Source organism: uncultured Streptomyces sp. (assembly GCF_947488945.1).
Classification (GTDB): Bacteria; Actinomycetota; Actinomycetes; order Streptomycetales; family Streptomycetaceae; genus Streptomyces.
In genome coordinates this window covers 447,158-472,184 of the sequence record NZ_CANLBS010000003.1, presented here as the reverse complement: position 1 = coordinate 472,184, position 25,027 = coordinate 447,158, and the positions used below count along the sequence as shown (strand labels likewise).

The 25,027-nt window shown below is 71.1% G+C and carries 21 protein-coding genes; 11 read left to right on the top strand and 10 right to left on the bottom strand.

Annotated elements, in window-relative coordinates; genetic code table 11:
• Positions 1 to 61 precede the first annotated feature (61 nt).
• Entirely contained in the window at positions 62 to 886 is an 825-nt protein-coding gene (locus Q0994_RS06520; protein ID WP_299530235.1) for an oxidoreductase, read from the bottom strand.
• A gap of 102 nt (positions 887 to 988) precedes the next feature.
• Here Q0994_RS06520 and Q0994_RS06515 point away from each other — a divergent pair, with 102 nt between their 5' ends.
• Positions 989 to 1,984: an ATP-binding protein gene (locus Q0994_RS06515; protein ID WP_299530233.1), complete on the top strand. Its 996-nt coding sequence runs from the start codon at positions 989 to 991 to the stop codon at positions 1,982 to 1,984.
• Positions 1,985 to 2,152: 168 nt separating this feature from the next.
• Here the strand turns inward: Q0994_RS06515 and Q0994_RS06510 are convergent, their stop codons facing one another.
• On the bottom strand, positions 2,153 to 3,574 hold the full coding sequence (locus Q0994_RS06510; RefSeq protein WP_299530231.1) for a hypothetical protein: 1,422 nt from the start codon (positions 3,572 to 3,574) through the stop codon (positions 2,153 to 2,155).
• Positions 3,575 to 3,858: 284 nt separating this feature from the next.
• Here Q0994_RS06510 and Q0994_RS06505 point away from each other — a divergent pair, with 284 nt between their 5' ends.
• The 6 genes from Q0994_RS06505 (at position 3,859) to Q0994_RS06480 (ending at position 12,415) form a co-directional block, all read left to right on the top strand.
• Entirely contained in the window at positions 3,859 to 6,471 is a 2,613-nt protein-coding gene (locus Q0994_RS06505; RefSeq protein WP_299530229.1) for a bifunctional SulP family inorganic anion transporter/carbonic anhydrase, read from the top strand.
• Between the two features lie 196 nt (positions 6,472 to 6,667).
• Positions 6,668 to 8,665, top strand: a complete 1,998-nt coding sequence (gene acs / locus Q0994_RS06500) for an acetate--CoA ligase (protein WP_299530227.1) — start codon at positions 6,668 to 6,670, stop codon at positions 8,663 to 8,665.
• A 385-nt stretch (positions 8,666 to 9,050) separates the two neighbouring features.
• On the top strand, positions 9,051 to 10,457 hold the full coding sequence (gene nhaA / locus Q0994_RS06495) for a Na+/H+ antiporter NhaA (RefSeq protein WP_299530225.1): 1,407 nt from the start codon (positions 9,051 to 9,053) through the stop codon (positions 10,455 to 10,457).
• 53 nt (positions 10,458 to 10,510) lie between these two features.
• Positions 10,511 to 11,044, top strand: coding sequence for a phage holin family protein (locus Q0994_RS06490; RefSeq protein ID WP_299530223.1), 534 nt, complete (start codon positions 10,511 to 10,513; stop codon positions 11,042 to 11,044).
• On the top strand, positions 11,041 to 12,105 hold the full coding sequence (locus Q0994_RS06485; RefSeq protein ID WP_299530221.1) for an alpha/beta fold hydrolase: 1,065 nt from the start codon (positions 11,041 to 11,043) through the stop codon (positions 12,103 to 12,105). The genes Q0994_RS06490 and Q0994_RS06485 overlap by 4 nt, the downstream gene beginning before the upstream one ends.
• Before the next feature lie 106 nt (positions 12,106 to 12,211).
• Positions 12,212 to 12,415, top strand: coding sequence for a hypothetical protein (locus tag Q0994_RS06480; protein ID WP_299530219.1), 204 nt, complete (start codon positions 12,212 to 12,214; stop codon positions 12,413 to 12,415).
• Between the two features lie 172 nt (positions 12,416 to 12,587).
• Here Q0994_RS06480 and Q0994_RS06475 read toward each other — a convergent pair whose 3' ends face one another.
• From Q0994_RS06475 to nth, 3 genes are all read right to left on the bottom strand, one after another.
• The gene (locus Q0994_RS06475) at positions 12,588 to 13,787 is read right to left on the bottom strand and encodes a MarP family serine protease (RefSeq protein WP_299530217.1); all 1,200 of its coding nucleotides are present in this window, start codon (positions 13,785 to 13,787) and stop codon (positions 12,588 to 12,590) included.
• A 92-nt stretch (positions 13,788 to 13,879) separates the two neighbouring features.
• Entirely contained in the window at positions 13,880 to 14,563 is a 684-nt protein-coding gene (locus Q0994_RS06470; protein ID WP_299530215.1) for a CoA pyrophosphatase, read from the bottom strand.
• 98 nt (positions 14,564 to 14,661) lie between these two features.
• Positions 14,662 to 15,633 carry an endonuclease III gene (gene nth / locus Q0994_RS06465; RefSeq protein WP_299530213.1) on the bottom strand — a complete coding sequence of 324 codons (972 nt, stop codon included), beginning with the start codon at positions 15,631 to 15,633 and terminating at the stop codon, positions 14,662 to 14,664.
• A 184-nt stretch (positions 15,634 to 15,817) separates the two neighbouring features.
• Between nth and Q0994_RS06460 the strand changes: the two genes are divergently transcribed.
• Positions 15,818 to 16,492: a Crp/Fnr family transcriptional regulator gene (locus tag Q0994_RS06460; protein WP_014046869.1), complete on the top strand. Its 675-nt coding sequence runs from the start codon at positions 15,818 to 15,820 to the stop codon at positions 16,490 to 16,492.
• An 82-nt stretch (positions 16,493 to 16,574) separates the two neighbouring features.
• Here Q0994_RS06460 and Q0994_RS06455 read toward each other — a convergent pair whose 3' ends face one another.
• The 4 genes from Q0994_RS06455 to Q0994_RS06440 all read right to left on the bottom strand — a co-directional run bounded on the left by Q0994_RS06455 (position 16,575) and on the right by Q0994_RS06440 (position 19,113).
• Positions 16,575 to 17,405, bottom strand: coding sequence for an MBL fold metallo-hydrolase (locus Q0994_RS06455; protein WP_299530186.1), 831 nt, complete (start codon positions 17,403 to 17,405; stop codon positions 16,575 to 16,577).
• Complete coding sequence (locus Q0994_RS06450) at positions 17,402 to 18,292, bottom strand: NUDIX hydrolase (RefSeq protein WP_299530184.1); 891 nt, start codon at positions 18,290 to 18,292, stop codon at positions 17,402 to 17,404. The genes Q0994_RS06455 and Q0994_RS06450 overlap by 4 nt, the downstream gene beginning before the upstream one ends.
• 195 nt (positions 18,293 to 18,487) lie before the next feature.
• Positions 18,488 to 18,955 carry a RidA family protein gene (locus tag Q0994_RS06445; RefSeq protein WP_299530182.1) on the bottom strand — a complete coding sequence of 156 codons (468 nt, stop codon included), beginning with the start codon at positions 18,953 to 18,955 and terminating at the stop codon, positions 18,488 to 18,490.
• Positions 18,955 to 19,113, bottom strand: coding sequence for a DUF4177 domain-containing protein (locus Q0994_RS06440; RefSeq protein WP_003967454.1), 159 nt, complete (start codon positions 19,111 to 19,113; stop codon positions 18,955 to 18,957). The genes Q0994_RS06445 and Q0994_RS06440 overlap by 1 nt, the downstream gene beginning before the upstream one ends.
• Before the next feature lie 72 nt (positions 19,114 to 19,185).
• On the opposite strand from Q0994_RS06440, the gene Q0994_RS06435 reads away from it, so the two are divergent.
• Both Q0994_RS06435 and Q0994_RS06430 read left to right on the top strand, forming a co-directional pair.
• Positions 19,186 to 20,160, top strand: coding sequence for an ArsA-related P-loop ATPase (locus Q0994_RS06435; protein ID WP_299530120.1), 975 nt, complete (start codon positions 19,186 to 19,188; stop codon positions 20,158 to 20,160).
• The gene (locus tag Q0994_RS06430) at positions 20,157 to 21,611 is read left to right on the top strand and encodes an ArsA family ATPase (RefSeq protein ID WP_299530118.1); all 1,455 of its coding nucleotides are present in this window, start codon (positions 20,157 to 20,159) and stop codon (positions 21,609 to 21,611) included. The genes Q0994_RS06435 and Q0994_RS06430 overlap by 4 nt, the downstream gene beginning before the upstream one ends.
• Before the next feature lie 207 nt (positions 21,612 to 21,818).
• Here Q0994_RS06430 and Q0994_RS06425 read toward each other — a convergent pair whose 3' ends face one another.
• Complete coding sequence (locus Q0994_RS06425) at positions 21,819 to 22,166, bottom strand: WhiB family transcriptional regulator (RefSeq protein WP_299530116.1); 348 nt, start codon at positions 22,164 to 22,166, stop codon at positions 21,819 to 21,821.
• A gap of 604 nt (positions 22,167 to 22,770) precedes the next feature.
• Here Q0994_RS06425 and Q0994_RS06420 point away from each other — a divergent pair.
• Positions 22,771 to 25,017, top strand: a complete 2,247-nt coding sequence (locus Q0994_RS06420; RefSeq protein WP_299530114.1) for a transglycosylase domain-containing protein — start codon at positions 22,771 to 22,773, stop codon at positions 25,015 to 25,017.
• The last annotated feature ends 10 nt before the right edge of the window (positions 25,018 to 25,027 follow it).

Here is a 25,027-nt window from a genome sequence, read left to right as displayed (position 1 = left end):
GCCCGCGAAGCTTTTCGCCCTCGTCGCTTTCCGCCCTCCCGCCAGGGGCCCGGCAGAGCCCCTACGCCGCCCCGCGCTGCAGCGCCTCACAGACGGCTGTCGACTCGCGCACTCCGAGTTCCACCGACCGGCCGCAGTGCGCGATCCACGCCGCCATCCCCTCCGGGGTCCCCGAGAGGTAGCCGTCGAACGCCGCCACGTAGGCCGCACGGCCCTGCTCGCCGTGGCCCACCTCGGCCGGGCAGATCGACTTCGGATCCAGGCCGCTCCCGATGAGTACGATGCGTTCGGCGGTCCGGGCCACCAGTCCGTTGTGCGAGCCGAAGGGGCGAAGGGCCAGAAGCTCACCGTGCACGATCGCCGAGACCACCAGCGCCGGGGCCGAACTGCCGGCCACGATCAGCCGGGAAAGCCCTTCGAGCCGTCCGGCCACCTCGTCCGCCCCCGGCAGCGGAGCCTCGACGAGCGGCTCGTCGACCGGCTCGCCCGCCACCCGCGGGCGGCCCACCGCGTCGTCGGGAGCCGCCCCGCCGGCAGCCACCAGGTGCAGCCGCGCCAGGACTCGCTGCGGCGACTGCCGCCAGATGGAGAGAAGTTGACCCGCTTCGGCGGTGAGCCGGAGAGCCGCGCCGACGATCCGTCCTTCGGCGTCCGCGCTGAAGTCGGTACGGCGGCGCACCTCTTCCAGATTCCAGTCGGCGCCGGAGAGCGCGGCCGATCCGCGAGCCCCGCGCAGGGCAGCCTCCGCCGTCACCTCGTTGCTCCGGCGGCGCATGACGCGGTGCCCGTAGACCCGGTCCACGGCCTTGCGGACGGAGTCGACGGAATCGGTCACGCCGGGCAGATCAGCGAGGGCCGCGAGCGGGTCCGGGGCAGTCGTACTCATAAGTAGCGAGGCTACGCGCCCCATACACCAACGCCACCCCCGAGTGGCCTTCTTCACGAAGCTCGGCGACGGACCGCGATGGAGCGGCTACCCTAGGTGAACATGAAGATCGCTTTCGTGGGGAAGGGCGGCAGCGGCAAGACCACGCTGTCGTCGCTCTTCATCCGCCACCTCGCAGCCAATGAAGCCGATGTCATCGCGGTGGACGCCGACATCAACCAGCACCTGGGCGCCGCCCTGGGCCTCGACGAGAAGGAAGCCGCGGCACTGCCGGCGATGGGCGCGCAGTTGCCGCTGATCAAGGAGTACCTGCGCGGCAGCAACCCGCGCATCGCCTCCGCGGAGTCGATGATCAAGACGACCCCTCCCGGCGAGGGGTCACGGCTCCTGCGGGTGCGCGAGGAGAACCCCGTCTACACGGCGTGCGCCCGCCCGGTGCCGCTCGACGACGGCGAAGTGCGGCTGATGGCCACCGGTCCGTTCGCCGAGTCCGACCTCGGGGTGGCCTGCTACCACTCCAAGGTCGGAGCGGTCGAGCTCTGCCTGAACCACCTGGTCGACGGACCGGACGAGTTCGTGGTGGTCGACATGACGGCCGGCTCGGACTCGTTCGCCTCCGGCATGTTCACCCGTTTCGACATGACCTTCCTGGTGGCCGAGCCCACCCGCAAGGGGGTGTCGGTGTACCGCCAGTACAAGGAGTACGCCCGCGACTTCGGCGTGACCCTGCGCGTGGTGGGCAACAAGGTGCAGGGCCAGGACGACCTGGACTTCCTGCGCGCCGAGGTGGGTGACGACCTACTGGTGGGAATCGGGCACTCCGACTGGGTGCGGGCGATGGAGAAGGGCCGTCCGGCCCCGTTCGAACTGCTGGAGGCGGACAACCGGATGGCGCTCCAGTCCCTCCAGGACGCCGCGGAGGACTCGTACGCCCTGAGGGACCCGGAGCGGTACACGCGCCAGATGGTTCACTTCCACCTCAAGAACGCGGAGAGCTGGGGGAACGACAAGACGGGCGTCGACCTCGCCGCCCAGGTCGACCCGTCGTTCGTGCTGCACGACCGGCACGCCGGAACGAGCGCCACCGCTTCCGTGTGACCGTCGCGCGCCCGGGACCCGCATCGGGCACGCGCGTCCGGAGTCCGGACGCGCGTGCCCGACGTTGCTCCGCACCGACACCCCGTCGCAGGCCCGCGGCAGGCAGCGGACGCCGCCCCGGTACGGAACCGGCGGGGAGGGGCCGGTCAACGTGGTGCGGGCGACCGGTCAGTGGCGGGCGGGACCGTGGGCGACGTGTGCCCGGGCGGACGCGTCGCCGCTCTTGTCGTCCTCATCGTCCTTGCCGGCGGCGTCCGCCGTGTCCGCGGCTCCGTCCGACGCCTTGCCGGGCGCCGTCCCGTCGGCCGGAACGGCAGGTCCACCGGACGCGGCGGGCTTGACCGGTGCGGCGGCGAGCGCCTGCCAGCCGCCCTTCGGGGCCTCGCCCACCCCGAGCGTGCCGAACTTGGCGAGCGACGCCGGATCCTGGGCGTCGAGCCAGTCGGCGAGCTGGCGGAAGGACACGCAGCGGACCTCGGCCCTGGTGCAGACGCGGGCCATCGTCTCCTCGATGGCCCGCATGTAGGTGCCGCCGTTCCACGACTCGAAGTGGTTGCCGATGATCAGCGGCGCCCGGTTGCCGTCGTAGGAGCGGTCGAACGCCTGGAGGAGACCGTCGCGCATCTGGTCGCCCCAGGCTTCGTGCTGGGACGGGTCGCCCTGGGTGGTCGTCCCGGACTGGTTGACCATGAAGTTGTAGTCCATGGACAGGGTTTCGAAATCGCGCCCCGGCATGGGAACGAGCTGGAGCGACAGGTCCCAGACGCCGTCCTTCTTCTTGGGCCACACCTGGTCGTTGACGCCGCTGGAGTCGTAACGGAAGCCCATGGTCCGGGCGGCGGCGACCATGTTCTTCTGCCCTTCCAGGCAGGGGGTGCGGGCGCCGATGAGTTCCTTGTCGTAGTCGAAGGGGAGCGGCGCTTCGGCCTTGAGCGCCGGAGCGTTCGTCTTCCAGCCCTTCACGAACGCCTTGGCCTGGGCGATCTCGCTCTTCCACTCGTCGACGGACCAGGTGCCGACGCCGCCGTCCGCACCGCAGAAGTGTCCGTTGAAGTGGGTTCCGATCTCGTTGCCGTCCTTCCAGGCGGCGCGGACCTCGGTGAGGGTGTCGCGGATCCCCTCGGTGTCGTTGAACCCGATGTCGGAGCGGCCCGCGGAGTGCTGCGGCGGGTCGTAGAGGCTCTTCTTCTCCTTCGGCAGCAGGTACACGCCGCTCAAGAAGTACGTCATGGTGGCGTTGTACTTCTTGGCCACGCCTCGGAAGTGCGAGAAGAGCCGCTGGCTGTCCTCACCAGCGCCGTCCCAGGAGAACACCACGAACTGTGGAGGCTTCTGACCGGGGGCGAGTCGGGTCGCTGCGGGAATCTTCGGCTGAGCACCGGTGAAGGCGGTGGAACCGTCACCAATGAGCTTGACCGCGTTGGCAGGGGCCGCTCCGGGGGCGTTACCCCGCGCGTTCTCCTTCTTCACGGACTCGTTCCGCTCCGCACCCGGGCTTGCCGCTCCAGAACCCGGCGAGCAGGCTGCCAGGCCGGCGACGAGCGCCGAGGCCAAGATCCCCAGAGCGAGCCTCTTCGTGGCGGCGATCATCCGCCCACCTCTCCCTTGTGGGTAATTTGCGTGGAATGTGCCGTTACGGCGCGGCCACACTCACATGCCGCTCCACCGAGCCCTGACGACAGGCCGAATGAAAAGCTGCTTATTCACCACTTCGGGTGATCTCGTCATCCATTTGCCCGTTATGCGAACCGCAAATCTTTACTTTCCATTACGATTCGTTTACTGAGAGTTGAGAAATCCCGCCGCTGCACGCCGTGACCCACGGCCGCGACCCCACGTCCCGCGACCGCGCTGCCCCGGAGGAGACGGGAAACATGTCTGCATACGCCCCTTCACGTCAGGACCCCACACCTGCCCAGACCCGCTTCAGCCGCGTCTCACGCGCGAAGCGGCCGCACAGTCCGCCGCCCGGCCGCGGTTTTCGCATCGCGGGAGCCGATATCTCGGCCTCCCTCACGGTTTTCCTCATCGCCGTCCCGATGTCGCTCGGACTGGCCGTCGCCATGGACGCGCCGCTCCAGGCGGGCCTCGTCTCGGCAGCCGTCGGCGGCATCGTCGCCGGACTGCTCGGCGGCACCCCGCTACAGGTCAGCGGCCCGTCGGCGGGCCTCACCGTCGTCACCGCCGAGCTGATCCAGATCTACGGCTGGCGCACCACCTGCGCGATCACCATCGGCGCGGGTCTGCTGCAGATCCTGCTGGGATCACTCAGGGCGGCCCGCAGCGCCCTCGCGGTCAGTCCCGCGATCGTTCACGGCACTCTGGCCGGCATCGGCGTCGCCATCGCCCTCGCCCAGCTGCACATCGTGCTGGGAGGGTCACCGCAGTCCTCCGCCCTGGACAACGCCATCGCCCTCCCCGAGCAGTTGGGCAGGCTGAATCCGGCGGCCCCGTTGATCGGGGCCCTGACCATCGCCCTGCTGATCGCCTGGCCGAGGCTGCCGGGCAGAGCCGGACGCGGTCTGCGCCGAATCCCCGCCGCGCTCGCCTCCGTGGCGGTGGCAACGGCCGTGGCCGCGGTCGCCACGCCCGGCATCGCTCGGGTGGAGCTCCCCTCGTGGCGTTCGCACGCCCTCCCCGAGGTGCCCGAAGGTCCCGTGTTCGCGCTCGCCACCGCCGTGTTCACGGTGATGCTGGTGGGCAGCCTCGAATCCCTGCTCGCCTCGGTGGCGGTGGACAAGCTCGCCGCCGACCGCGCCGCCCGCAGCACGCGGGAGTCCGCCCCCGCCGCCCCCGTCCCACGCTCCGACCTGGACCGCGAGCTGCGGGGCCAGGGCATCACCAACACGGTGACCGGCCTGCTCGGCGGTCTGCCCATCTCCGGCGGCGCGGTGCGCAGTTCGGCGAACGTACGAGCCGGGGCCACCAGCCGGGCCGCCACCGTACTGCACGGTGTCTGGGTGCTGCTGGCCGCCGCACTGCTGGCTTCCGTGCTCGAACGAATCCCCTTGGCCGCCCTGGCGGCCCTGGTGATGATGGTGGGCATCCAGATGGTGAGCTACGCCCACATCCGCAACGTCCACAAGCACCGCGAATTCCCGGTCTACGCGGCGACGCTCGCGGGCGTGGTGGTCTTCGGTGTCCTGAACGGCGTCGCCCTCGGAATCGCCGTCGCGGTGCTCCTCGCCCTCCACCGGCTGGCCCGCACCCGCATCGCCGTCACCGAACAGGACGACCGCTATCTCGTCATCGTGCGCGGCCAGTTGACCTTTCTCGCCGTCCCCCGACTCACCCGCACGCTCGGTCAACTGCCCGACGGCGTCGACGCGATCGTCGAACTGGACGGCTTCTTCATGGACCACGCGGCCTACGAGGCGATCCAGGACTGGCGCACCGCGCAGGTCGCGCGGGGCGGCCGGGTCGTCTTCACCGGACGTTCCGGCGGACGCATCGCCGAGCCCGCGTCGGCGGCGCATTCCTGCTGCCGCCCGTGGACACCGTGGCGCAACCACCACTGCCACGACCGTCCGACCCGCCCCACCACCGCGGCGGACCGCCTCAGCGCCGAAGCCGGCGGGCCCGTGGACGATCCGCGCGCGAGCGCGGGGACGCCCCGTCCCGCCGGGGCGCACCGGCTGCTCAGCGGCCTGAGTTCGTTCCAGCGCAACACCGCACCGCTGGTCCGGGAGGAGCTCGCCCGGCTGGCCAGTGAAGGGCAGCGCCCTTCGCAGCTCTTCCTGACCTGCGCGGACTCCCGGCTGGTCACCAGCATGATCACTTCCAGCGGGCCGGGCGACCTCTTCACCGTGCGCAATGTCGGCAACCTGGTCCCCCCGCCGGGGGCCGACGGCGCGGGTGACGACTCCGTGGCGGCCGCCATCGAGTACGCGGTGGACGTGCTGAGGGTCGAGTCGATCACGGTCTGCGGACACTCGGGCTGCGGGGCCATGCAGGCCCTGCTCAGTGCCGAACCGGACGCGCCCAAGACCACCCCACTGTGGCGCTGGCTCCGGCACGGCGCGCCCAGTCTGGCGAGGATGACCTCACGGGACCACTCCTGGGCCCGGATCGCGGGACGGCTGCCGTCCGACGCCGTCGAACAGCTCTGCCTGACCAACGTCGTCCAGCAGTTGGACCATCTGCGGGCGCACGAAGCGGTGGCGCGCAGGCTGGCCGACGGCACGCTCCAACTGCACGGCATGTACTTCCACGTGGGCGAGGCCCAGGCCTATCTCCTCACCGAGGGCAGTAGTTCGGGCACCGGACCGGACGAGGTCTTCGAGCGGGTCGTGCCCACCGAGCCGGGTCTGGACCCGCGGGAGACGACCCACGCGCCCGTGGAACTCATGCTCCCGGTCCTCACGGCCCCGGCGCCCGCCGGTGCCGGGACCACCGGCCCGGTCCCGGGCGGTCCGGTCCCGGGCGGTCCGGGAAGTCCGCACTCCGATGCGTCGGTCCCGGCCGGGCTGGAGCGCTCGCCGCTCTGAACCTGTCGCGGCCGCGCCACGTGCCCCAGGGTGGCCCTTCGTCCCTCGTCACCTTCCGTACGCGGGCGGGCCCACGGTTCTTCTCGGGCCGTGGGCCCGTCGGCGTACAGGAGCGGGAGACGAGGCCCTCGTCCGCGTACAGGTCTAAACCAATTGCCGGTGGACACTTGTCACCCGGCCTGTCGCCTGATGAGCTATGCCACGGGACACAACCGTCACCCTGGGAACGGGAGATGTAGTGAGCAACGAAAGCCTGGCCAATCTGCTTCGCGAGGAGCGGCGGTTCGAGCCGCCCGCCGATCTGGCCGCGAACGCCAATGTCACGGCGGAGGCGTACGAGCAGGCAGCCGCGGACCGGCTGGGCTTCTGGGCCGAGCAGGCCCGCCGCCTGACCTGGGCCACCGAGCCGACGGAGACGCTCGACTGGAGCAATCCGCCGTTCGCGAAGTGGTTCGCCGACGGCAAGCTGAACGTCGCGTACAACTGCGTGGACCGCCATGTCGAGGCGGGCAACGGCGACCGGGTCGCCATCCACTTCGAGGGCGAGCCCGGCGACAGCCGCGCGATCACGTACGCGGAGCTGAAGGACGAAGTCTCCCGCGCCGCCAACGCCCTGCTGGAACTGGGGGTGGCCAAGGGCGACCGGGTCGCGATCTACCTGCCGATGATCCCCGAGGCGGCCATCTCCATGCTGGCCTGCGCCCGCATCGGCGCCGCGCACTCCGTGGTCTTCGGCGGTTTCTCGGCCGACGCGATCGCCACCCGCATCGAGGACGCGGACGCGAAGATCGTCATCACCGCCGACGGCGGTTACCGACGCGGCAAGCCCACCGCGCTAAAGCCGGCCGTCGACGACGCGGTGGCCCGCATCCCGTCGGTCGAGCATGTCGTGGTCGTGCGCCGCACCGGCGAGGACACCACCTGGACCGACGGCCGGGACGTCTGGTGGCACGAGGTCACGGGCCGCCAGTCCGCGGAGCACACCCCGGAGGCCTTCGACGCCGAGCAGCCCCTGTTCATCCTCTACACCTCGGGCACCACGGGTAAGCCGAAGGGCATCCTGCACACCTCGGGCGGCTACCTCACCCAGGCCGCGTACACCCACCACGCGGTCTTCGACCTCAAGCCGGAGACCGACGTCTACTGGTGCACCGCCGACATCGGCTGGGTCACCGGCCACTCGTACATCGTCTACGGACCGCTCGCCAACGGCGCCACCCAGGTCATGTACGAGGGCACCCCGGACACCCCGCACCAGGGCCGGTTCTGGGAGGTCGTGCAGAAGTACGGCGTCACGATCCTCTACGCCGCGCCCACGGCCATCCGGACGTTCATGAAGTGGGGCGACGACATCCCCGCGAAGTTCGACCTCTCCAGCCTGCGGGTCCTCGGTTCGGTCGGTGAGCCGATCAACCCCGAGGCCTGGATGTGGTACCGCAAGCACATCGGAGCGGACCGGTGCCCGATCGTGGACACCTGGTGGCAGACCGAGACCGGCGCGATGATGATCTCGCCGCTGCCCGGCGTCACCGCGACGAAGCCGGGATCCGCCCAGCGCGCACTGCCCGGCATCTCCGCCACCGTCGTCGACGACGAGGCCAACGAGGTCCCGGACGGCGGGGGCGGCTACCTCGTCCTCACCGAGCCGTGGCCGTCGATGCTGCGTACCATCTGGGGCGACGACCAGCGGTTCATCGACACCTACTGGTCCCGCTTCGAAGGCAAGTACTTCGCCGGCGACGGAGCCAAGAAGGACCAGGACGGCGACATCTGGCTGCTCGGCCGGGTCGACGACGTCATGCTCGTGTCCGGCCACAACATCTCCACCACCGAGGTCGAGTCGGCACTGGTCTCGCACCCCGCCGTCGCCGAGGCGGCCGTGGTCGGCGCCGACGACGAGACCACCGGCCAGTCCATCGTCGCGTTCGTGATCCTGCGCTCCACCGCCACCACCTCCGACGAACTGGTCGCCGAACTGCGCAACCACGTCGGCGCGACCCTCGGCCCGATCGCCAAGCCCAAGCGGGTACTTCCGGTCGCCGAATTGCCCAAGACCCGCTCCGGCAAGATCATGCGGCGACTGCTCCGCGACGTCGCCGAGAACCGCGAACTCGGCGACGTCACCACCCTGACGGACTCCTCCGTCATGGCGCTCATCCAGACCCAGCTCCCGGCCGCGTCCTCGGACGACTGACCCGGACGCCGGACCGGAGAACCGTCCGCCGGAGAACCGTCCGAAGGCGCTCACCGCCGACTGCGACACGGGACGACGGTGAACACGGCTCGACGGTGGCCACCGCCCGACGGTGAACACGGCCCGATGGGGCGCACGGCATCCCGTGCGCCCCATCGGCGTACGCGCACCCGCCCACGGGCGGCCGGCCACCGGTGAGCCCGCACGCGCCCCGCGCCGTCCCCGTAGAGTGGGACGGCGCGGCCACCACGGCGCGACCCGCAGGGCACCGGCCGAAGCCGGGCGCCCGGGGAGAACTTCATACGCGAGATCCATAGGGGTGCCGGGAAGTCTGGTCGGCGAGCCGATCAGTCATGCCGTCGCCGACCCCGCCGGAGGTTCACCCGTGTCCGCCCCCTCTCCCGCTCCGCCCTCCCGTCCTCGGGTCGTCTTCGGCCTGCTGCCGCTCCCCGAGCGCAACCAGCTCGCACAGGCCCTGCGGACCGAGACCGTCGGCGGTGTCATCCTGCTCTTCGCCGCCGTCGCCGCACTCGTCTGGGCCAACGTCTCCGGATCGAGTTACGCCGCGGTCAGCGACTTCCACTTCGGCCCCGCGGCGCTGGGCCTCGACCTCTCCGTCGCGCACTGGGCCGCCGACGGTCTGCTCGCCGTCTTCTTCTTCGTCGCCGGCGTCGAACTGAAGCGGGAACTGGTCGCCGGCGAACTCCGGGACCGTAAGGCGGCCGCGCTGCCGGTGGTGGCCGCCCTGTGCGGCATGGTGGTCCCCGCCCTCGTCTACCTGCTGACCAACCTGCTGGGCGGCGGTTCCCTGACCGGCTGGGCGGTCCCCACCGCCACCGACATCGCCTTCGCCCTCGCCTTCCTCGCCGTCATCGGCGCCTCGCTGCCCCCGGCCCTGCGCGCCTTCCTGCTCACCCTCGCGGTGGTCGACGACCTGTTCGCGATCCTGATCATCGCCGTCTTCTTCACCGACGACCTCGACTTCCTGGCACTGGGGGGCGCCGCCCTCGGCCTGCTCGTCTTCCATCTGCTGCTCCGGGCCGGGGTGCGCGGCTGGTACGTCTACGTCCCGCTGGCGCTCGCCGTGTGGGGGCTGATGTACAACAGCGGCGTCCACGCCACGATCGCCGGTGTGGCCATGGGCCTGATGCTGCGCTGCAGCCGGCGCGAGGGCGAGGAGCATTCTCCGGGCGAACGCATGGAGCACCTGCTCCGCCCCCTGTCGGCCGGGGTCGCGGTCCCGCTCTTCGCCCTCTTCTCCGCCGGGGTGTCGATGCGCGACGGGATGCTGGCCGACGTCTTCACCCGCCCCGAGACGCTCGGTGTGGTGCTCGGTCTCGTCGTCGGGAAGGCCCTCGGCATCTTCGGCGGCTCCTACCTCGTCGCCCGGTTCACCCGGGCGGAACTGAGCCCCGGGCTGGTCTGGGCGGACGTCTTCGCGGTGGCCTCGCTCGCCGGGATCGGCTTCACCGTCTCCCTGCTGATCGGTGAGCTCGCCTTCGAGGACGACCCCCGGACCGCGGCCGAAGTGAAGGCCGCCGTCCTGATCGGTTCGTTGATCGCGGCCGTCGTCTCCGGTGTACTGCTACGGCTGCGGGTACGTGAGTACCGGAGGCTGGAGGAAGAGGCGGAACGCGACGAGGACGAGTCGGGTGTACCGGACGTCTACGAGCGGAACGACCCCGCACACCACCTGCGGATGGCCGCGATCCACGAACGGAAGGCGGCCGAACACCGTGCCCTCGCCGAACGGGCGGGGGCAGCGAGCAACAAGCCGGACAGTCCGGCATGATCTGACACCGGACGTGTTGAAGACGGACGCGTAGAAGACGAGAGGGAGTCAGGATGAGCGACCCCGGCATGTACGCGGGCAACGCCGACCGCAGTCTGGGACAGCTGGTCGCCTCGGCGACGGCCGAGATGTCCGCACTGGTGCACGACGAAATCGCCCTGGCCAAGGCCGAGGTGAGGCAGGACGTCAAGCGCGGGGTGATCGGAAGCGCGGCCGGCATCGTCGCCGGCGTGCTGCTGCTGTTCGCGATCCCCGTGCTGAGCTTCGCCGCCGCGTACGGAATCCACAATCTGGGACTCGGCCTCGCCTGGTCCTTCCTGATCGTCGGCGGGGCGTTCATCCTGCTGGGCCTGCTCCTCGCCCTGTTCGCCGTCGCCAAGTTCAAGAAGGTCAAGCCGCCGGAGAAGTCGATCGCCTCGGCCAAGCAGACCGCGTCGGTGCTCCAGGGCGTCAAGCCGCACCCCCGCCCGGCCGTCACCGCCCCGGCGGGACGCCCGGCGGTCGCCGGCAGCACGCTCAGCGACAAGGCCATCGAGAGTCGGCCGGTCCGGGACGAGGCGTCGGCTGTGGCACGCTCGTCCGCATGACCGTCCCAGAAAGCAGCGCATCCGGCACGGCGGACTCCGCCGGACCGGCAGGCTCGGCCCTCCCCGTCGGCACCACCGGCGACGAGCGCCCCACGCACCCGGCGGGGCCCGTGACCCCGAGCGGGTCCACGGGCCCCGCCGTGTCCGGCGGCCCCGTACGGCTCGACGGCCCGTGGACGCACCGGGACGTGGCGGCCAACGGCGCCCGCTTCCACATCGCCGAACTCGGCGACGGGCCGCTGGTCCTGCTCCTGCACGGCTTCCCGCAGTTCTGGTGGACGTGGCGCCACCAGCTCACCGCGCTGGCCGACGCCGGTTACCGCGCGGTCGCGATGGACCTGCGCGGCGTGGGCGGCAGCGACCGTACGCCCCGGGGCTACGACCCCGCCAACCTCGCGCTCGACGTCACCGGCGTCATCCGCTCGCTCGGCGAGCCGGACGCGGCGCTGGTGGGCCACGATCTCGGCGGCTATCTCGCCTGGACGGCGGCGGTGATGCGCCCGAAGCTGGTGCGCCGACTCGCGGTGTCGTCCATGCCGCACCCCCGGCGCTGGCGTTCGGCGATGCTCTCCGACTTCGCACAGTCCCGGGCCGGTTCGGCAGTCTGGGGCTTCCAGCGCCCCTGGCTGCCGGAGCGTCAGCTGGTCGCGGACGACGGGGCCCTGGTGGGGCGTCTGATCCAGGAGTGGGCGGGTCCGGGCGCCGACGACTTCCTCGACGAGGAGGCCGTGGCCGTGTACCGGCGGGCCATGTGCGTCCCGTCCACCGCGCACTGCTCGATCGAGCCGTACCGGTGGATGGTGCGATCGATGGGACGGCCCGACGGGATCCAGTTCAACCGGCGGATGAAGCGGCCGGTCCGGGTGCCGACCCTGCACTTGCACGGTTCACTCGATCCGGCGGTCCGCACCCGCAGTTCGGCGGGGTCCGGCGAGTACGTCGAGGCTCCGTACAGGTGGCGACTTTTCGACGGTCTCGGGCACTTCCCGCACGAGGAGGATCCGGTCGCGTTCTCGACCGAACTCATCAACTGGCTCAAGGATCCCGAGCCCGATCGGTAGCCCGGAACGCACTGTTGTCCGACGAACAGCCACGTGCCCCGCGCATAGGCCGATTGGCTGACTCCCGCACGATTACCGACCACGTGTCACGGGCAGACGTCGGGGTATGGGCTGGACGCACGACTTCAGTGACGCAGCACGCAATCGCCGCTCGACCGCTACGGCAGGTGTGAGCACTCATGAGGGGGGCGGCCCGACGGGCCGGGTGCACCATATGCAGGAGCTCCACGATCCTCGGCTCGGAATCCCGCACATCCTTCGCCGCAGGGCGCGCTGGGTATCGGCGCGGCTGCGTCATCCCCGCGGCTGAGGCCGCGCCACCACCACTTCACCGGCGCCGGACCCAGGGGCACATCCCTTTCGGTCCGGTCCCGTCGGCACGCCCCGGCGTGTCCTCCGTGCCCGTCGGCGTGCCCGACGCGCCCAGGGGGCGGGCCGGGTGTCAGGTGTACCCACGGGCGACAGGCGTACCCCACGGGGTGTCAGAGCGCGCAGCCCTGGCTGTCCACTTCCTGTGCGGCCGTGCGGCCGTTCTCGATGTCCGTCCGGATCTCGTCGGCCGTGAGGGCGTAACCGGTGTCGGGGTCGTCCAGGGACTTGGCGAACACGACGCCGTAGACCTTGCCCTCCGGGGTGAGGAGCGGGCCGCCGGAGTTGCCCTGACGCACGGTGGCGTAGAGGGAGTAGACATCGCGCCGTACGGTGCCCCGGTGGTAGATGTCGGGGCCGTTGGCGTCGATCCGGCCACGGACCCGGGCGGAGCGGACGTCGTAGGCGCCGTTCTCCGGGAACCCGGCCACGATCGCGCTGTCGCCCGTCTCCGCGTCCGCTTCGGTGAACCGCAGCGGGGTGGCCTTCAGGCCGGGCACGTCCAGGACGGCGATGTCGCGCTGCCAGTCGTAGAGGACGACCTTGGCGTCGTAGAGCCGGCCCTCGCCGCCGATCTGCACGGTCGGCTCGTCGACGCCGCCGACGACGTGGGCGTTGGTCATGATCCGGCGGTCGGCGAAGACGAAGCCGGTGCCTTCGAGGACCTTGCCGCAACTCTGAGCCGTACCGACCACCTTGACGATGGACTTCTTGGCGCGGGCCGCCACGGCGCTGCCCTCCAGCGCCGGATCGGGGGCCTTCACCTCGGTGATGGGTTCGTTGGCGAAGGGGCTGAAGACCTGCGGGAAACCGTTCTGCGCGAGTACCGAGGAGAAGTCGGTGAACCACGTGGACGCCTGTGGGGGCATCACCCGGGAGACGCCCAGGAGCACGGAGGAACTGCGCACCTCCTTGCCCAGGGTGGGCAGGGAGGTTCCGGCGAGCGCCGAACCGATGAGCCAGGCGACCAGGAGCATCGCGACCACGTTGACGAGGGCGCCGCCGGTGGCGTCGAGGGCGCGCGCGGGCGACCAGGTGATGTGGCGGCGGAGCTTGTTGCCCAGGTGGGTGGTGAACGCCTGGCCCACGGAGGCGCACACGATCACGATGACGACGGCGACGATCGCGGCCGTGGTGGAGACCTCGGAATTGTCGGTCAGCCGGTCCCAGATGAGGGGCAGCAGGTAGACGGCTACGAGGCCGCCGCCCAGGAACCCGATCACGGACAGGATGCCGACGACGAAGCCCTGGCGGTAGCCGATGACCGCGAACCACACGGCACCGAGCAACAGCAGGATGTCCAGCACGTTCACCGTCTATAGCCTCGCAGATTCGTCACCTGGCCCGTCGGGCGACGGGGTCCGGCCGGCACGGCCCGGAACAGCGCAGCAGAGGATCCAGCCTGTCATGCGCGCCAGTCGAGCGGCACCTGCTTGGTCCTGTCCCAAGGGCGTTCCCAGCCTGCGTAGTGCAGAATCCTGTCGATCACCCCGGCCGTGAAGCCCCATACGAGGGCGGATTCGACCAGGAATGCCGGGCCTGCGTGCCCGCTGGGGTGCACCGTCGTGACGCGGTGCGCGGGATCGATGAGATCGGCGACGGGAACGGTGAAGACCCGCGCGGTCTCGGCCGGATCGACCGCTGCGACCGGACTCGGCTCCCGCCACCAGCCCAGGACCGGGCTGACCACGAACCCGCTCACCGGGATGTAGAGCCGAGGCAGCACGCCGAAGAGCTGGACACCGCGCGGATCGAGACCCGTCTCCTCCTCGGCCTCCCGCAGCGCGGCGCGCAGCGGGCCGCTCGTCGCCGGGTCGCCGTCCTCCGGATCGAGCGCCCCGCCGGGGAAGGAGGGCTGCCCGGCGTGCGCGCGCAGTGTGCCCGACCGCTCCATCAGAAGGAGTTCCGGGCCGCGTTCGCCCTCGCCGAAGAGGATCAGCACGGCGGACTGCCGGCCGCCGCCGTCCTCGGGCGGGAGGAAGCGGCTGAGCTGCCCGGGCTCGACCGTACGGGCCGCCTCGGCGACCGGGCCGAGCCATCCGGGCAGCCCTTCGGTGGTCACGGGGACGTCGGTCCGCACGTGCGTCATGGGCGCCCCCGCTGTCTCCGCACGCCTGTCGTCCGTCATCTCGTTCCGTGCCGTTCCACGTCGTTCCGACTCCTCACCGATTCCCGGCGGGGGCCGTCTCACTCGGCTCCCAGCGCGGGCGCCGGTTTGCCCGGATAGTCGGGCGGCGGGCTGAGCCGCTGTCCCGGGTATCCGCCCATCTCGTACTTCAGCAGCTTCTTCGCCTTCTCCGGATCGGTCTCGCCCTCGCCGTAGGAGGGGCAGAGCGGGGCGATCGGGCAGGCCCCGCAGGCCGGCTTGCGGGAGTGGCAGATCCGGCGGCCGTGGAAGACGACGCGGTGCGAGAGCATCGTCCACTCGCTCTTGGGGAAGATGTCCGCGACCACCGCTTCGACCTTCACCGGGTCCTCCTCGTCGGTCCACTTCCAGCGGCGCACGAGCCGGCCGAAGTGGGTGTCGACGGTGATCCCGGGGACGCCGAAGGCGTTGCCGAGGACGACGTTGGCGGTCTTGCGGCCGACTCCGGGGAGCGAGACCAGGTCCTCCAGGCGGCCCGGCACCTCTCCCCCGAAGTCGTCCCGGATCGCCGCCGCGAGGCCGAGCAGCGACTTGGTCTTGGCGCGGAAGAACCCGGTCGGCCGGATCAGCTCCTCCATCTCCTCGGGCACGGCCGCCGCCATGTCCTCGGGGGTGGGGAAGGCCGCGAAGAGCGCGGGGGTGGTCTGGTTGACCCGTAGGTCGGTCGTCTGGGCCGAGAGGACCGTCGCGACGAGCAGCTCGAAGGGGTTGCGGAAGTCGAGCTCCGGGTGGGCGTACGGGTACACCTCGGCCAGCTCGCGGTTGATGCGGCGGGCCCGGCGCACCATCGCGAGGTGCGACTCGGGCTTCGCACCGCGGCCTGCTGCCGCTGCTCCCGCCGCGCCCGTGGCCTTCTTCGCCTTCGCGCCCTTCGCCCGCGGCCCGGCGGGGGCAGCGGTCTTCTTCGCGGCCGCTCCGGAGCCGCGCGCGGGCTGTTCGCCCACAGCGGAATCGTCACTCGCAGGCGTCTCGGCAACACCCTTGGCCTGCGCTCTCACCGGGTTCTTGGACACCCGGTCAGCCTAGAGGCACCCACCGACATTCGCCCCTGACACCGGGTTCTCACCCCCAATCGGCCCCCTGCCGTCGGGGCACCCTCGTCCGTGCGTCAAACTGGTTTGTGATTGATCGCACTGTTTTACCGTCCGGCATGATGGGGACCACGGTTCCCGGAACAAGCCGACAAGGAGATAACTCGTGGACGACGTTCTGCGGCGCGCCCCGCTTTTCGCGGCGCTCGATGACGAGCAGGCCGCGGAGCTCCGCGCCTCGATGAGTGAGGTGACCCTCGCACGCGGAGACGCGCTCTTCCACGAGGGCGACCCCGGCGACCGCCTGTACGTGGTCACCGAGGGCAAGGTGAAGCTGCACCGCACCTCCCCCGACGGCCGCGAGAACATGCTGGCGGTCCTCGGCCCCGGCGAGCTCATCGGTGAGCTGTCGCTGTTCGACCCGGGCCCGCGCACGGCGACCGCCACGGCGCTGACCGAGGTCAAGCTGCTCGGTCTCGGCCACGGCGACCTGCAACCCTGGCTGAACGCCCGGCCCGAGGTGGCCACCGCGCTGCTGCGCGCCGTCGCCCGCCGCCTGCGCAAGACCAACGACCAGATGTCCGACCTGGTCTTCTCCGACGTGCCGGGCCGTGTCGCCCGCGCCCTGCTGGACCTGTCGCGCCGCTTCGGCGTGCAGTCCGAGGAAGGCATCCACGTCGTCCACGACCTCACGCAGGAGGAACTGGCCCAGCTCGTCGGCGCCTCCCGCGAAACGGTGAACAAGGCGCTCGCGGACTTCGCCGGACGCGGCTGGCTGCGCCTGGAGGCGCGCGCCGTGATCCTGCTGGACGTCGAGCGGCTGGCCAAGCGCTCCCGCTGACGCCACCACCCGCGTACGTACGCACCGGAGGGCCCCGTCCGACGGCGGGGCCCTCCGGTGCGTCCCGGTCCGTCCCGGTCCCTCAGATCAACCCGCGCTCGCGCAGGTACGCGAGCTGGGCGCGCACCGACAGTTCCGCCGCGGGCCACAGCGAGCGGTCCACCTCCGCGTAGACCCGGGCCACCACGTCCTGCGGCGAGCGCAGCCCGGCCTCCACCGCGGTCTCCACCTGGGCCAGCCGGTGGGCGCGGTGCGCGAGGTAGAACTCCACCGCGCCCTGGGCGTCCTCCAGCACCGGGCCGTGGCCGGGCAGCACCGTGTGCACCCCCTCGTCGGCCGTCAGCGAGCGCAGGGTGCGCAGCGAGTCGAGGTAGTCGCCGAGCCGCCCGTCCGGGTGGGCGACCATCGTCGTGCCCCGGCCGAGGACGGTGTCACCCGTCAGCACCGCCCCGTCGGCGGGCAGGTGGAAGGAGAGCGAGTCCGCAGTGTGGCCGGGGGTCGGCACGACCCGCAGTTCGAGGCCACCGGTGGTGACCACGTCCCCGGGGGACAGCCCTTCGTCGCCGAGCCTCAGCGCCGGGTCCAGGGCCCGTACCTTCGTCCGCGTCAGGTCGGCGAACCGGGCCGCGCCCTCCGCGTGGTCGGCGTGGCCGTGGGTCAGCAGCGTGAGCCCGATCCGCCGGCCCGCCCGCGCGGCGGCGTCGATCACCGCGCGCAGGTGGCCGTCGTCCAGCGGACCCGGATCGATGACGACCGCGAGATCCGCGTCCGGTTCGGCGACGATCCAGGTGTTGGTGCCGTCGAGCGTCATCGCGGACGCGTTCGGCGCCAGCACGTTGACGGCGCGGGCGGTCGCCGGTCCGGAGACGACCTCGCCCCTCGGCTGCCCGGGAAGGCTCGCGGCGTCGCTCATGCCGGGTCTCCACCACTCGCGGGCGCCGCACCGAGACGGATGGTGAACTCGTCGTGTCCGGGCCAACCGAGCACCAGCCCGCCACCCTCCTCGCGCGCCACCGCCAGCACCGGGGCCAGGTCCTGCGACTCGGCGCCCGCGAGCGCCCCGGCGACCGTCCCGTACGGGACGAGGGCACGCAGGGAGGCGACGGTGGGCGGCAGCATCAGCAGTTCGCCCGCGTCGAAGCCCGCGGTGGCGCCGGCCGCCGTGATCCACACCGTGCGGTCCGCCTCGGTGGAGGCGTTCCTGGTCCGCTGGCCCTCCGGCAGGGCGGCGACGAAGAACCACGTGTCGTAGCGGCGGGGCTCGAACTCCGGGGTGACCCAGCGCGCCCAGGCCGCCAGCAGATCGGACCGGAGCACCAGATGGCGGCGGCGCAGGAACTCGGCGAAGGACAGGTCCCGGGCGACCAGGGCGGCACGGTCGGCCTCCCACGTCTCTCCCGTGGTGTCGCCGACGACGGTGTCCGCGCCGGGGCCGGCCAGCAGCACCCCCGCCTCCTCGTACGTCTCCCGGACCGCCGCGCAGACGATCGCCTGCGCCTCCTCCTCGGTGCCGACGCCGAGCCGGGCGGCCCACTCCTTCAGGGGCGGTCCTGCCCAGGCGACGAGCCGGTCGTCGTCCCGGGCGTCGACCCCGCCACCCGGATAGGCGTACATGCCTCCGGCGAACTCCATGGAGGTACGGCGGCGCAGCATGTGGACGTCGGGGGCGGCGCCCGCGGCACCGTCCCGCAGCAGCATGACGGTGGCCGCGCGGCGGGGCACGACGGCCGTCAGCTCGCCGGTGGCGAGCGCCCTGATCCGTTCCGGCCACTCCGGGGGGTACCACTGACCTTGGGACATGGCCGGAGGCTATCCGGAACCGCGCCGATGTTCGAGAGGGTGCCGGGCACCGGCGCTCCGGGCGGCCGGGCGGAAGAGGGCGGGCGGAAAAGGGCGGACGGACACGACGATCCCGCCCTGCCCCGGCGGGGGCGGGCGGGATCGTCGTGTCCGTGCGGTCCGTTCCAGGGCAAGGCCGCCATGGTGGCGGGTGGGTCAGGCCAGCTCGACCTGGACCTCGACCTCCACCGGCGCGTCCAGCGGCAGCACCGCGACGCCCACCGCGCTGCGGGCGTGCACGCCCTTGTCCCCCAGGACCTCGCCGAGCAGCTCGCTCGCGCCGTTGATCACACCGGGCTGCCCGGTGAAGTCGGGGGCTGAGGCGACGAAGCCGACCACCTTCACGACCCGGGCGATCCGGTCCAGGTCGCCCGCCACCGACTTCACGGCCGCGAGGGCGTTGAGCGCGCAGATCCGGGCCAGGTCCTTGGCCTCGTCGGCGGTCACCTCGCCGCCGACCTTGCCGGTGACGGGGAGCTTGCCCCCGACCATCGGCAGCTGCCCCGAGGTGTACACGTACACCCCGGACTGCACGGCCGGCTGGTACGAGGCGAGCGGAGGAACGACGTCCGGAAGCGTCAGGCCCAGCTCGGCGATGCGTGCCTCGACGACACCGCCCGCCACTACGCCTTCTCCCGCTTCAGGTAGGCCACGAGCTGCTCGGGGTTGTTCGGCCCGGGCACGACCTGGACCAGCTCCCAGCCGTCCTCGCCCCAGGTGTCCAGAATCTGCTTGGTCGCGTGCACGAGAAGCGGCACGGTCGCGTATTCCCACTTGGTCATGGCCCCGACTGTAATGCCTGGCACGTGCCGTCCCATGCGTAGGCCGGGGGCCGACTGGTTAGGCTCGAAGGCGTGAGCAGGTTCCAGGTCGTCAGTGGCAAGGGCGGTACCGGTAAGACCACGGTCGCCGCCGCGCTCGCGCTCGCCCTCGCGGCCGGAGGGCGACGCACCCTCCTCGTCGAGGTCGAGGGCAGGCAGGGCATCGCCGAACTCTTCGGGACGGAGCCCCTCCCCTACGAGGAGCGCCGCATCGCGAGCGTCCCCGGGGGCGGCGAGGTGTGCGCCCTGGCGATCGACGCCGAACGCGCCCTCCTCGACTACCTCCAGATGTTCTACAAGCTCGGCAGCGCCGGCCGGGCGCTGAAGAAACTCGGCGCGATCGACTTCGCCACCACCATCGCCCCCGGCGTCCGGGACGTGCTGCTGACCGGCAAGGCGTGCGAGGCCGTCCGCCGCAAGGACAAGCAGGGTCGTTTCGTCTACGACTACGTGGTCATGGACGCACCCCCGACCGGCCGGATCACCCGTTTCCTCAACGTGAACGACGAGGTCGCGGGACTGGCCAGGATCGGCCCGATACACAACCAGGCCCAGGCCGTCATGCGGGTGCTGAAGTCCCCCGCGACGGCGGTCCATCTGGTGACGCTGCTGGAGGAGATGCCGGTGCAGGAGACGGCGGACGGTGTGGCGGAGCTCCGCGCCGCCGAACTGCCGGTCGGCCGGGTCGTCGTCAACATGGTGCGGCCGCACCTGGTGGACGAGGAGGCCCTGCGGACCGCGTCCGGGGCGGGCCGCAAGGAGATCGCCAAGGCCATGACCCGCGCCGGAGTCACCGGTTCCGCCGCCCTCGTACGGCCGCTGGTCGCCCAGGCGGCCGAGCACGCCCAACGGGTGGCCCTGGAGCGCGAGCAGCGCGCCGCTCTGGCGGGCATCGGGCTCCCGACGGACGAACTGCCGCTCCTCGGGGACGGCGTCGACCTCGCCGCGCTGCACACCCTGGCCGCGGAGCTGCGCAAACAGGGCGCGGCGGAAGAGGTGGTCTCATGACGACGGCCGGCACGACGCCCCCCGCTCTGGACGCCGACGCCCTGCTGCGGGACCCCGGCATCCGGATCGTCGTCTGCTGCGGCTCGGGCGGCGTCGGCAAGACGACGACCGCGGCGGCCCTCGGCGTGCGGGCGGCGGAGCACGGGCGCAAGGTCGTCGTGCTCACCATCGACCCGGCCCGGCGGCTCGCCCAGTCGATGGGCATCGACCAGCTCGACAACGTGCCCCGGCGGGTAGGCGGCATCGGGGGCGACGGCGAACTGCACGCCATGATGCTGGACATGAAGCGGACCTTCGACGAGACCGTCGAGGCGCACGCGGACGCGGAACGGGCCCGCGCCATCCTGGAGAACCCCTTCTACCAGTCCCTGTCGGCCGGGTTCGCCGGCACCCAGGAGTACATGGCGATGGAGAAGCTGGGGCAGCTCCGGGCGCGCGACGAGTGGGACCTGATCATCGTCGACACCCCGCCCTCGCGCTCCGCACTGGACTTCCTGGACGCGCCGAAGCGGCTCGGCTCCTTCCTGGACGGCACCTTCATCCGGATGCTGATGGCTCCGGCGAAGATCGGCGGCCGGGCCGGGATGAAGTTCCTCAACGTCGGCATGTCGATGATGACCGGAACGCTCGGCAAGCTGCTCGGCGGCCAGTTCCTCCGGGACGTCCAGACCTTCGTGGCCGCGATGGACACCATGTTCGGCGGGTTCCGCACCCGGGCGGACGCCACGTACAAGCTCCTCCAGGCGCCCGGGACGGCGTTCCTGGTGGTCGCCACGCCGGAACGGGACGCGCTGCGGGAGGCCGCGTACTTCGTGGAGCGGCTGGCCGCCGAGAAGATGCCGCTGGCCGGTCTGGTGCTCAACCGGACGCACGCCAGCGAGGCGTCCCGGCTCTCCGCCGAACAGGCGCTGGCAGCCGCGGAAAATCTTGAAGCGGCCCGCATTGTGGATCAGACCGCCGGGAAGACTGGTCTTCGTGACCCGTCGGTAACACCCTCTCCCGAGACTGCCGGGTCCGCCCCCTCCGCCCCGCCCGGATCCCCCGCCGGGCCCGCGGACCCGCAGGACCGGAGCCGGGCCGACGAGGCGCGGGAAGGCTCCGCATCCCACCCGCACGACGACGCCCGGGAGCGCCAGGACACCACGGACACGAAGAAGCGGACGGACGCCCCGGAGCAGGCCGGGGCCCCCGGAACCGCCGGGCCCACGGACGGCCCCCACGACGAACGACCCCTCGCCGTCGAGGACCTGACGGTGGGTCTGCTGCGGCTGCACGCCGAACGGATGCAGCTCGTGGCGCGCGAGGCCACCACCCGCGACCGCTTCACCGCCCTCCATCCGGAGGTGGCGGTGACTGCGGTCGCCGCGCTGCCCGGAGACGTGCACGACCTGGACGGTCTGCGCGCCGTCGGCGAACGGCTCGCGGAGGGCGCCGGCTCAGGGGCAGCGTGATTCCACGCCCGGCCGCTCCGGCCGGACGCCACCGGATCGGCCCGCATCTGCCCCGCGTATGCGCGGAGTTGACCCCGAGGCCGTCCTCGGGCGGGCGCGCGGGTGCGCGCGTCGGCGGGTACGTCACGGGGGCGCACATGGGAGACCCGCGGCGCACCATGCACGCGCCGCGGTCACACCCGGTCCGCCCCGGTGGGGGCGGTGCGCCTATCCCACGGCGGCGTACGTCTCCTCGAGGTCGTCGTCCAGCCCGACGACGTCGGGCAGGATACCCATGGACCGCTCGTACTCGCCGCGCGCGGTCTCCAGCAGTCGTCGCCAGGACGTGACGGTGGGCCGACGGCGCAGCAGTGCGCGGCGTTCCCGTTCCGTCATCCCGCCCCACACGCCGAACTCGACGTGATTGTCCAGCGCGTCGGCCAGGCACTCGGTCCGCACCGGGCATCCGGTGCACACTGCCTTGGCCCTGTTCTGCGCTGCCCCTTGTACGAACAGTTCGTCCGGATCGGTAGTGCGGCAGGCTGCCTGCGCACTCCAGTCGGTTACCCAGCCCATGCCGGCGCCGTCCTCTCCCGAATTGAGGCTCCCCCACGGCGGTAGCGGCATATTCACCGCTGCCAGTTGAGGACGTTACGGAAGCTTGCGACAGCACAACACCCCCGTCGGGCCCAATCTTGAATGGCCCGAACGGACTATGCGTACGCGGCAGATCACCCAGAGGAGTGATGCGAGGACATGCGAGACTATCTCTGCAAAAACGGGACAGTACACCCGTGTTGCGCGGGACGATCAATGACACACCAGGCGTTTTCGGGGACACCTGTGTTCATGGTCCGTTCATCGTCCGGAGCAGCGTCCACGGTGTGGGGGGAACACACCCTGTGCGCGGGGGTTGATAGCGAACCGGACTGCTGTGACAGTTGAGTGCAGCTTAGGCCAAGGCATGCGCGTGTGTCCGGCGAATGACAACGTCGGTCCCGCGCGCGAACAGCGGTGCCCTGCCGCCCTGCCCGGACGCCGCCGGGTCCGGCGCCGAAGGCCCGCCGCACCCCCTTCGGCCGCCCGCTCCGAGCGTCCGGGTGTAACGGCTTGGTACCCGAACATCCCGAGGAACACCCGCTCCACCGGAACGCCCAGCTCAACGGATTAGGGTGCTCCCATGCCAAACAAGCGCTCGGGCGGGGGTCTCACCACGACCCAGCAGGCCGCCAAGTTCCTCGGTGTCGCCGCACTCTCCGGAGCTGTGCTGGCGGGCATCGCGCTGCCGGCCGCCGGAGCACTCGGTCTCGCCGCGAAGGGAACCGTCGAGGGATTCGACGAGATTCCCGCCAACCTCAAGACTCCGCCGCTCAGCCAGCGCACCACCATCCTGGACTCGGAGGGCGGCGCGCTCGCGACGGTCTACTCGCGCGACCGCACCGTCGTCCCGCTCAAGGACATCTCCCCGTACATGCAGGACGCGATCGTCGCGATCGAGGACTCCCGCTTCTACGAGCACGGGGCCGTCGACCTCAAGGGCATCCTCCGCGCCATGAACCGCAACGTGCAGGCGGGCGGCACTGCGGAGGGCGCGTCCACCCTGACGCAGCAGTACGTGAAGAACGTCTTCGTCGAGGAGGCCGGCGACGACCCGGAGAAGGTCGCGCAGGCCACCCAGCAGACGCTGGGCCGCAAGGTCCGTGAGCTGAAGTACGCGATCCAGGTCGAGGAAGAGCTCGGCAAGAAGAAGATCCTGGAGAACTACCTCAACATCACGTTCTTCGGCCAGCAGGCCTACGGCGTGGAGGCCGCGTCGCAGCGGTACTTCTCCAAGCACGCCAAGGACCTGAAACTGGAGGAGGCCGCGCTGCTCGCCGGCATCGTCCAGTCGCCGAGCCGGTACGACCCCGTGAACGACACGGAGGAGGCGACCAAGCGCCGCAACACCGTGCTCGCCCGGATGCAGGCCACCGGCACCATCTCCGCCGCCGAGGCCGAGAAGGCCATGGCTGCGCCGATCAAGCTGAAGGTGAAGACGCCGAAGAACGGTTGCATCACCGCCGTCAGCGGCGCCGGCTTCTTCTGCGACTACGTGCGCAAGGTCATCCTCAACGACTCCGCCTTCGGCAAGACCGAGGAGGAGCGCGCCAAGCTCTGGAACCTCGGTGGTCTGACCATCCGCACCACCCTGGACCCGCAGGCGCAGGCCGCCGCCAACGAGGCCGCCACCGCCAAGGTCAACAAGACCGACAAGGTCGCGGCGTCCGTCGTCCAGGTCCAGCCCGGCAGCGGCAAGATCCTCTCGATGGGCCAGTCGCGCCCGTACGGCCTGGATCCGAAGAAGAACGAGACGGTGCTGAACCTCGCCGTCGGCAGCAAGATGGGCGGCTCCACCTACGGCTTCCAGGTCGGCTCGACCTTCAAGCCGATCACCGCAGCGGCGGCGCTGGAAAAGGGCATCAGCCCGGCCCAGTCGTTCTCCACCGACTGGAAGCTCTCCCTCCCGATGAACTCCTTCATCGGCTGCTCGGGCAACTCGGCGGGCGGCGGCAACTGGGACCTGCAGAACGAACTGGAGACCGAGAAGGGCTCCTGGGACATGACGGGCGCGCTCGGCAAGTCCATCAACACCTACTTCGCCAAGCTGGAGCAGAAGACCGGTCTGTGCGAGACGGTCTCGATGGCGAAGAAGCTCGGCTACGCGCGCGGCGACGGCAAGACGGTCCAGGAGAACCCCTCGATCACGCTCGGCGGCACGGAGAGCACCCCGCTGGGCATGGCCGCCTCCTACGCCGCCTTCGCCAACCGCGGCGCCTACTGCACGCCGATCGCCATCGAAGCGATCACGGACGCCAACGGCAAGAAGCTCGGCGTGCCGAAGAGTTCGTGCTCGCGCGCGATGAGCGAGAAGACCGCCGACACGATCAACCAGATGCTCAAGGGCGTGGTCGAGGACGGCACCGGCACCCAGGCCGGGTTGCAGGACCGCGACAACGCGGGGAAGACCGGTACGACCAACGACCGCAAGGACGCCTGGTTCGTCGGCTACACCCCGAACCTGTCGACGGCGGTCTGGGTGGGCGCGGACATCGGCGAGAAGGTTCCGATGTACGACATCACGATCGGCGGACAGTACTACGACAAGGTCTGTGGTGGCTGCCTGCCCGGTCCGATCTGGCGGATCGCCATGACGGGGGCGCTCGACGCCTCCGAGACCCCTTCCTTCAACACGGTCGACGTGCCCCGCGCGAAGACCAAGGAGGAGAAGGAGGACAAGGAGCGGGACCGGGACAAGGGCGACGACGCCGAGGACCCGAAGCCCGGCGACGTGGACCCGTTCCCCGGCATCTCCTTCCCGCCGTTCGGCGAGGGCAACGGAAACGGCGGCCGCGGCGGCGGCCAGGACGGCGGCGGCAACGGCCCCTGAGCCGCGCCTG

Bases quoted from the DNA above. Each gene is read 5' to 3' on its own strand.
- Q0994_RS06520 (WP_299530235.1), bottom strand. From the start codon at position 886: ATGAGTACGACTGCCCCGGACCCGCTCGCGGCCCTCGCTGATCTGCCC.
- Q0994_RS06515 (WP_299530233.1), top strand. From the start codon at position 989: ATGAAGATCGCTTTCGTGGGGAAGGGCGGCAGCGGCAAGACCACGCTG.
- Q0994_RS06510 (WP_299530231.1), bottom strand. From the start codon at position 3,574: ATGATCGCCGCCACGAAGAGGCTCGCTCTGGGGATCTTGGCCTCGGCG.
- Q0994_RS06505 (WP_299530229.1), top strand. From the start codon at position 3,859: ATGTCTGCATACGCCCCTTCACGTCAGGACCCCACACCTGCCCAGACC.
- acs (WP_299530227.1), top strand. From the start codon at position 6,668: ATGCCACGGGACACAACCGTCACCCTGGGAACGGGAGATGTAGTGAGC.
- Q0994_RS06490 (WP_299530223.1), top strand. From the start codon at position 10,511: ATGAGCGACCCCGGCATGTACGCGGGCAACGCCGACCGCAGTCTGGGA.
- Q0994_RS06485 (WP_299530221.1), top strand. From the start codon at position 11,041: ATGACCGTCCCAGAAAGCAGCGCATCCGGCACGGCGGACTCCGCCGGA.
- Q0994_RS06480 (WP_299530219.1), top strand. From the start codon at position 12,212: ATGGGCTGGACGCACGACTTCAGTGACGCAGCACGCAATCGCCGCTCG.
- Q0994_RS06470 (WP_299530215.1), bottom strand. From the start codon at position 14,563: ATGACGCACGTGCGGACCGACGTCCCCGTGACCACCGAAGGGCTGCCC.
- Q0994_RS06455 (WP_299530186.1), bottom strand. From the start codon at position 17,405: ATGAGCGACGCCGCGAGCCTTCCCGGGCAGCCGAGGGGCGAGGTCGTC.
- Q0994_RS06450 (WP_299530184.1), bottom strand. From the start codon at position 18,292: ATGTCCCAAGGTCAGTGGTACCCCCCGGAGTGGCCGGAACGGATCAGG.
- Q0994_RS06440 (WP_003967454.1), bottom strand. From the start codon at position 19,113: ATGACCAAGTGGGAATACGCGACCGTGCCGCTTCTCGTGCACGCGACC.
- Q0994_RS06430 (WP_299530118.1), top strand. From the start codon at position 20,157: ATGACGACGGCCGGCACGACGCCCCCCGCTCTGGACGCCGACGCCCTG.
- Q0994_RS06425 (WP_299530116.1), bottom strand. From the start codon at position 22,166: ATGGGCTGGGTAACCGACTGGAGTGCGCAGGCAGCCTGCCGCACTACC.
- Q0994_RS06420 (WP_299530114.1), top strand. From the start codon at position 22,771: ATGCCAAACAAGCGCTCGGGCGGGGGTCTCACCACGACCCAGCAGGCC.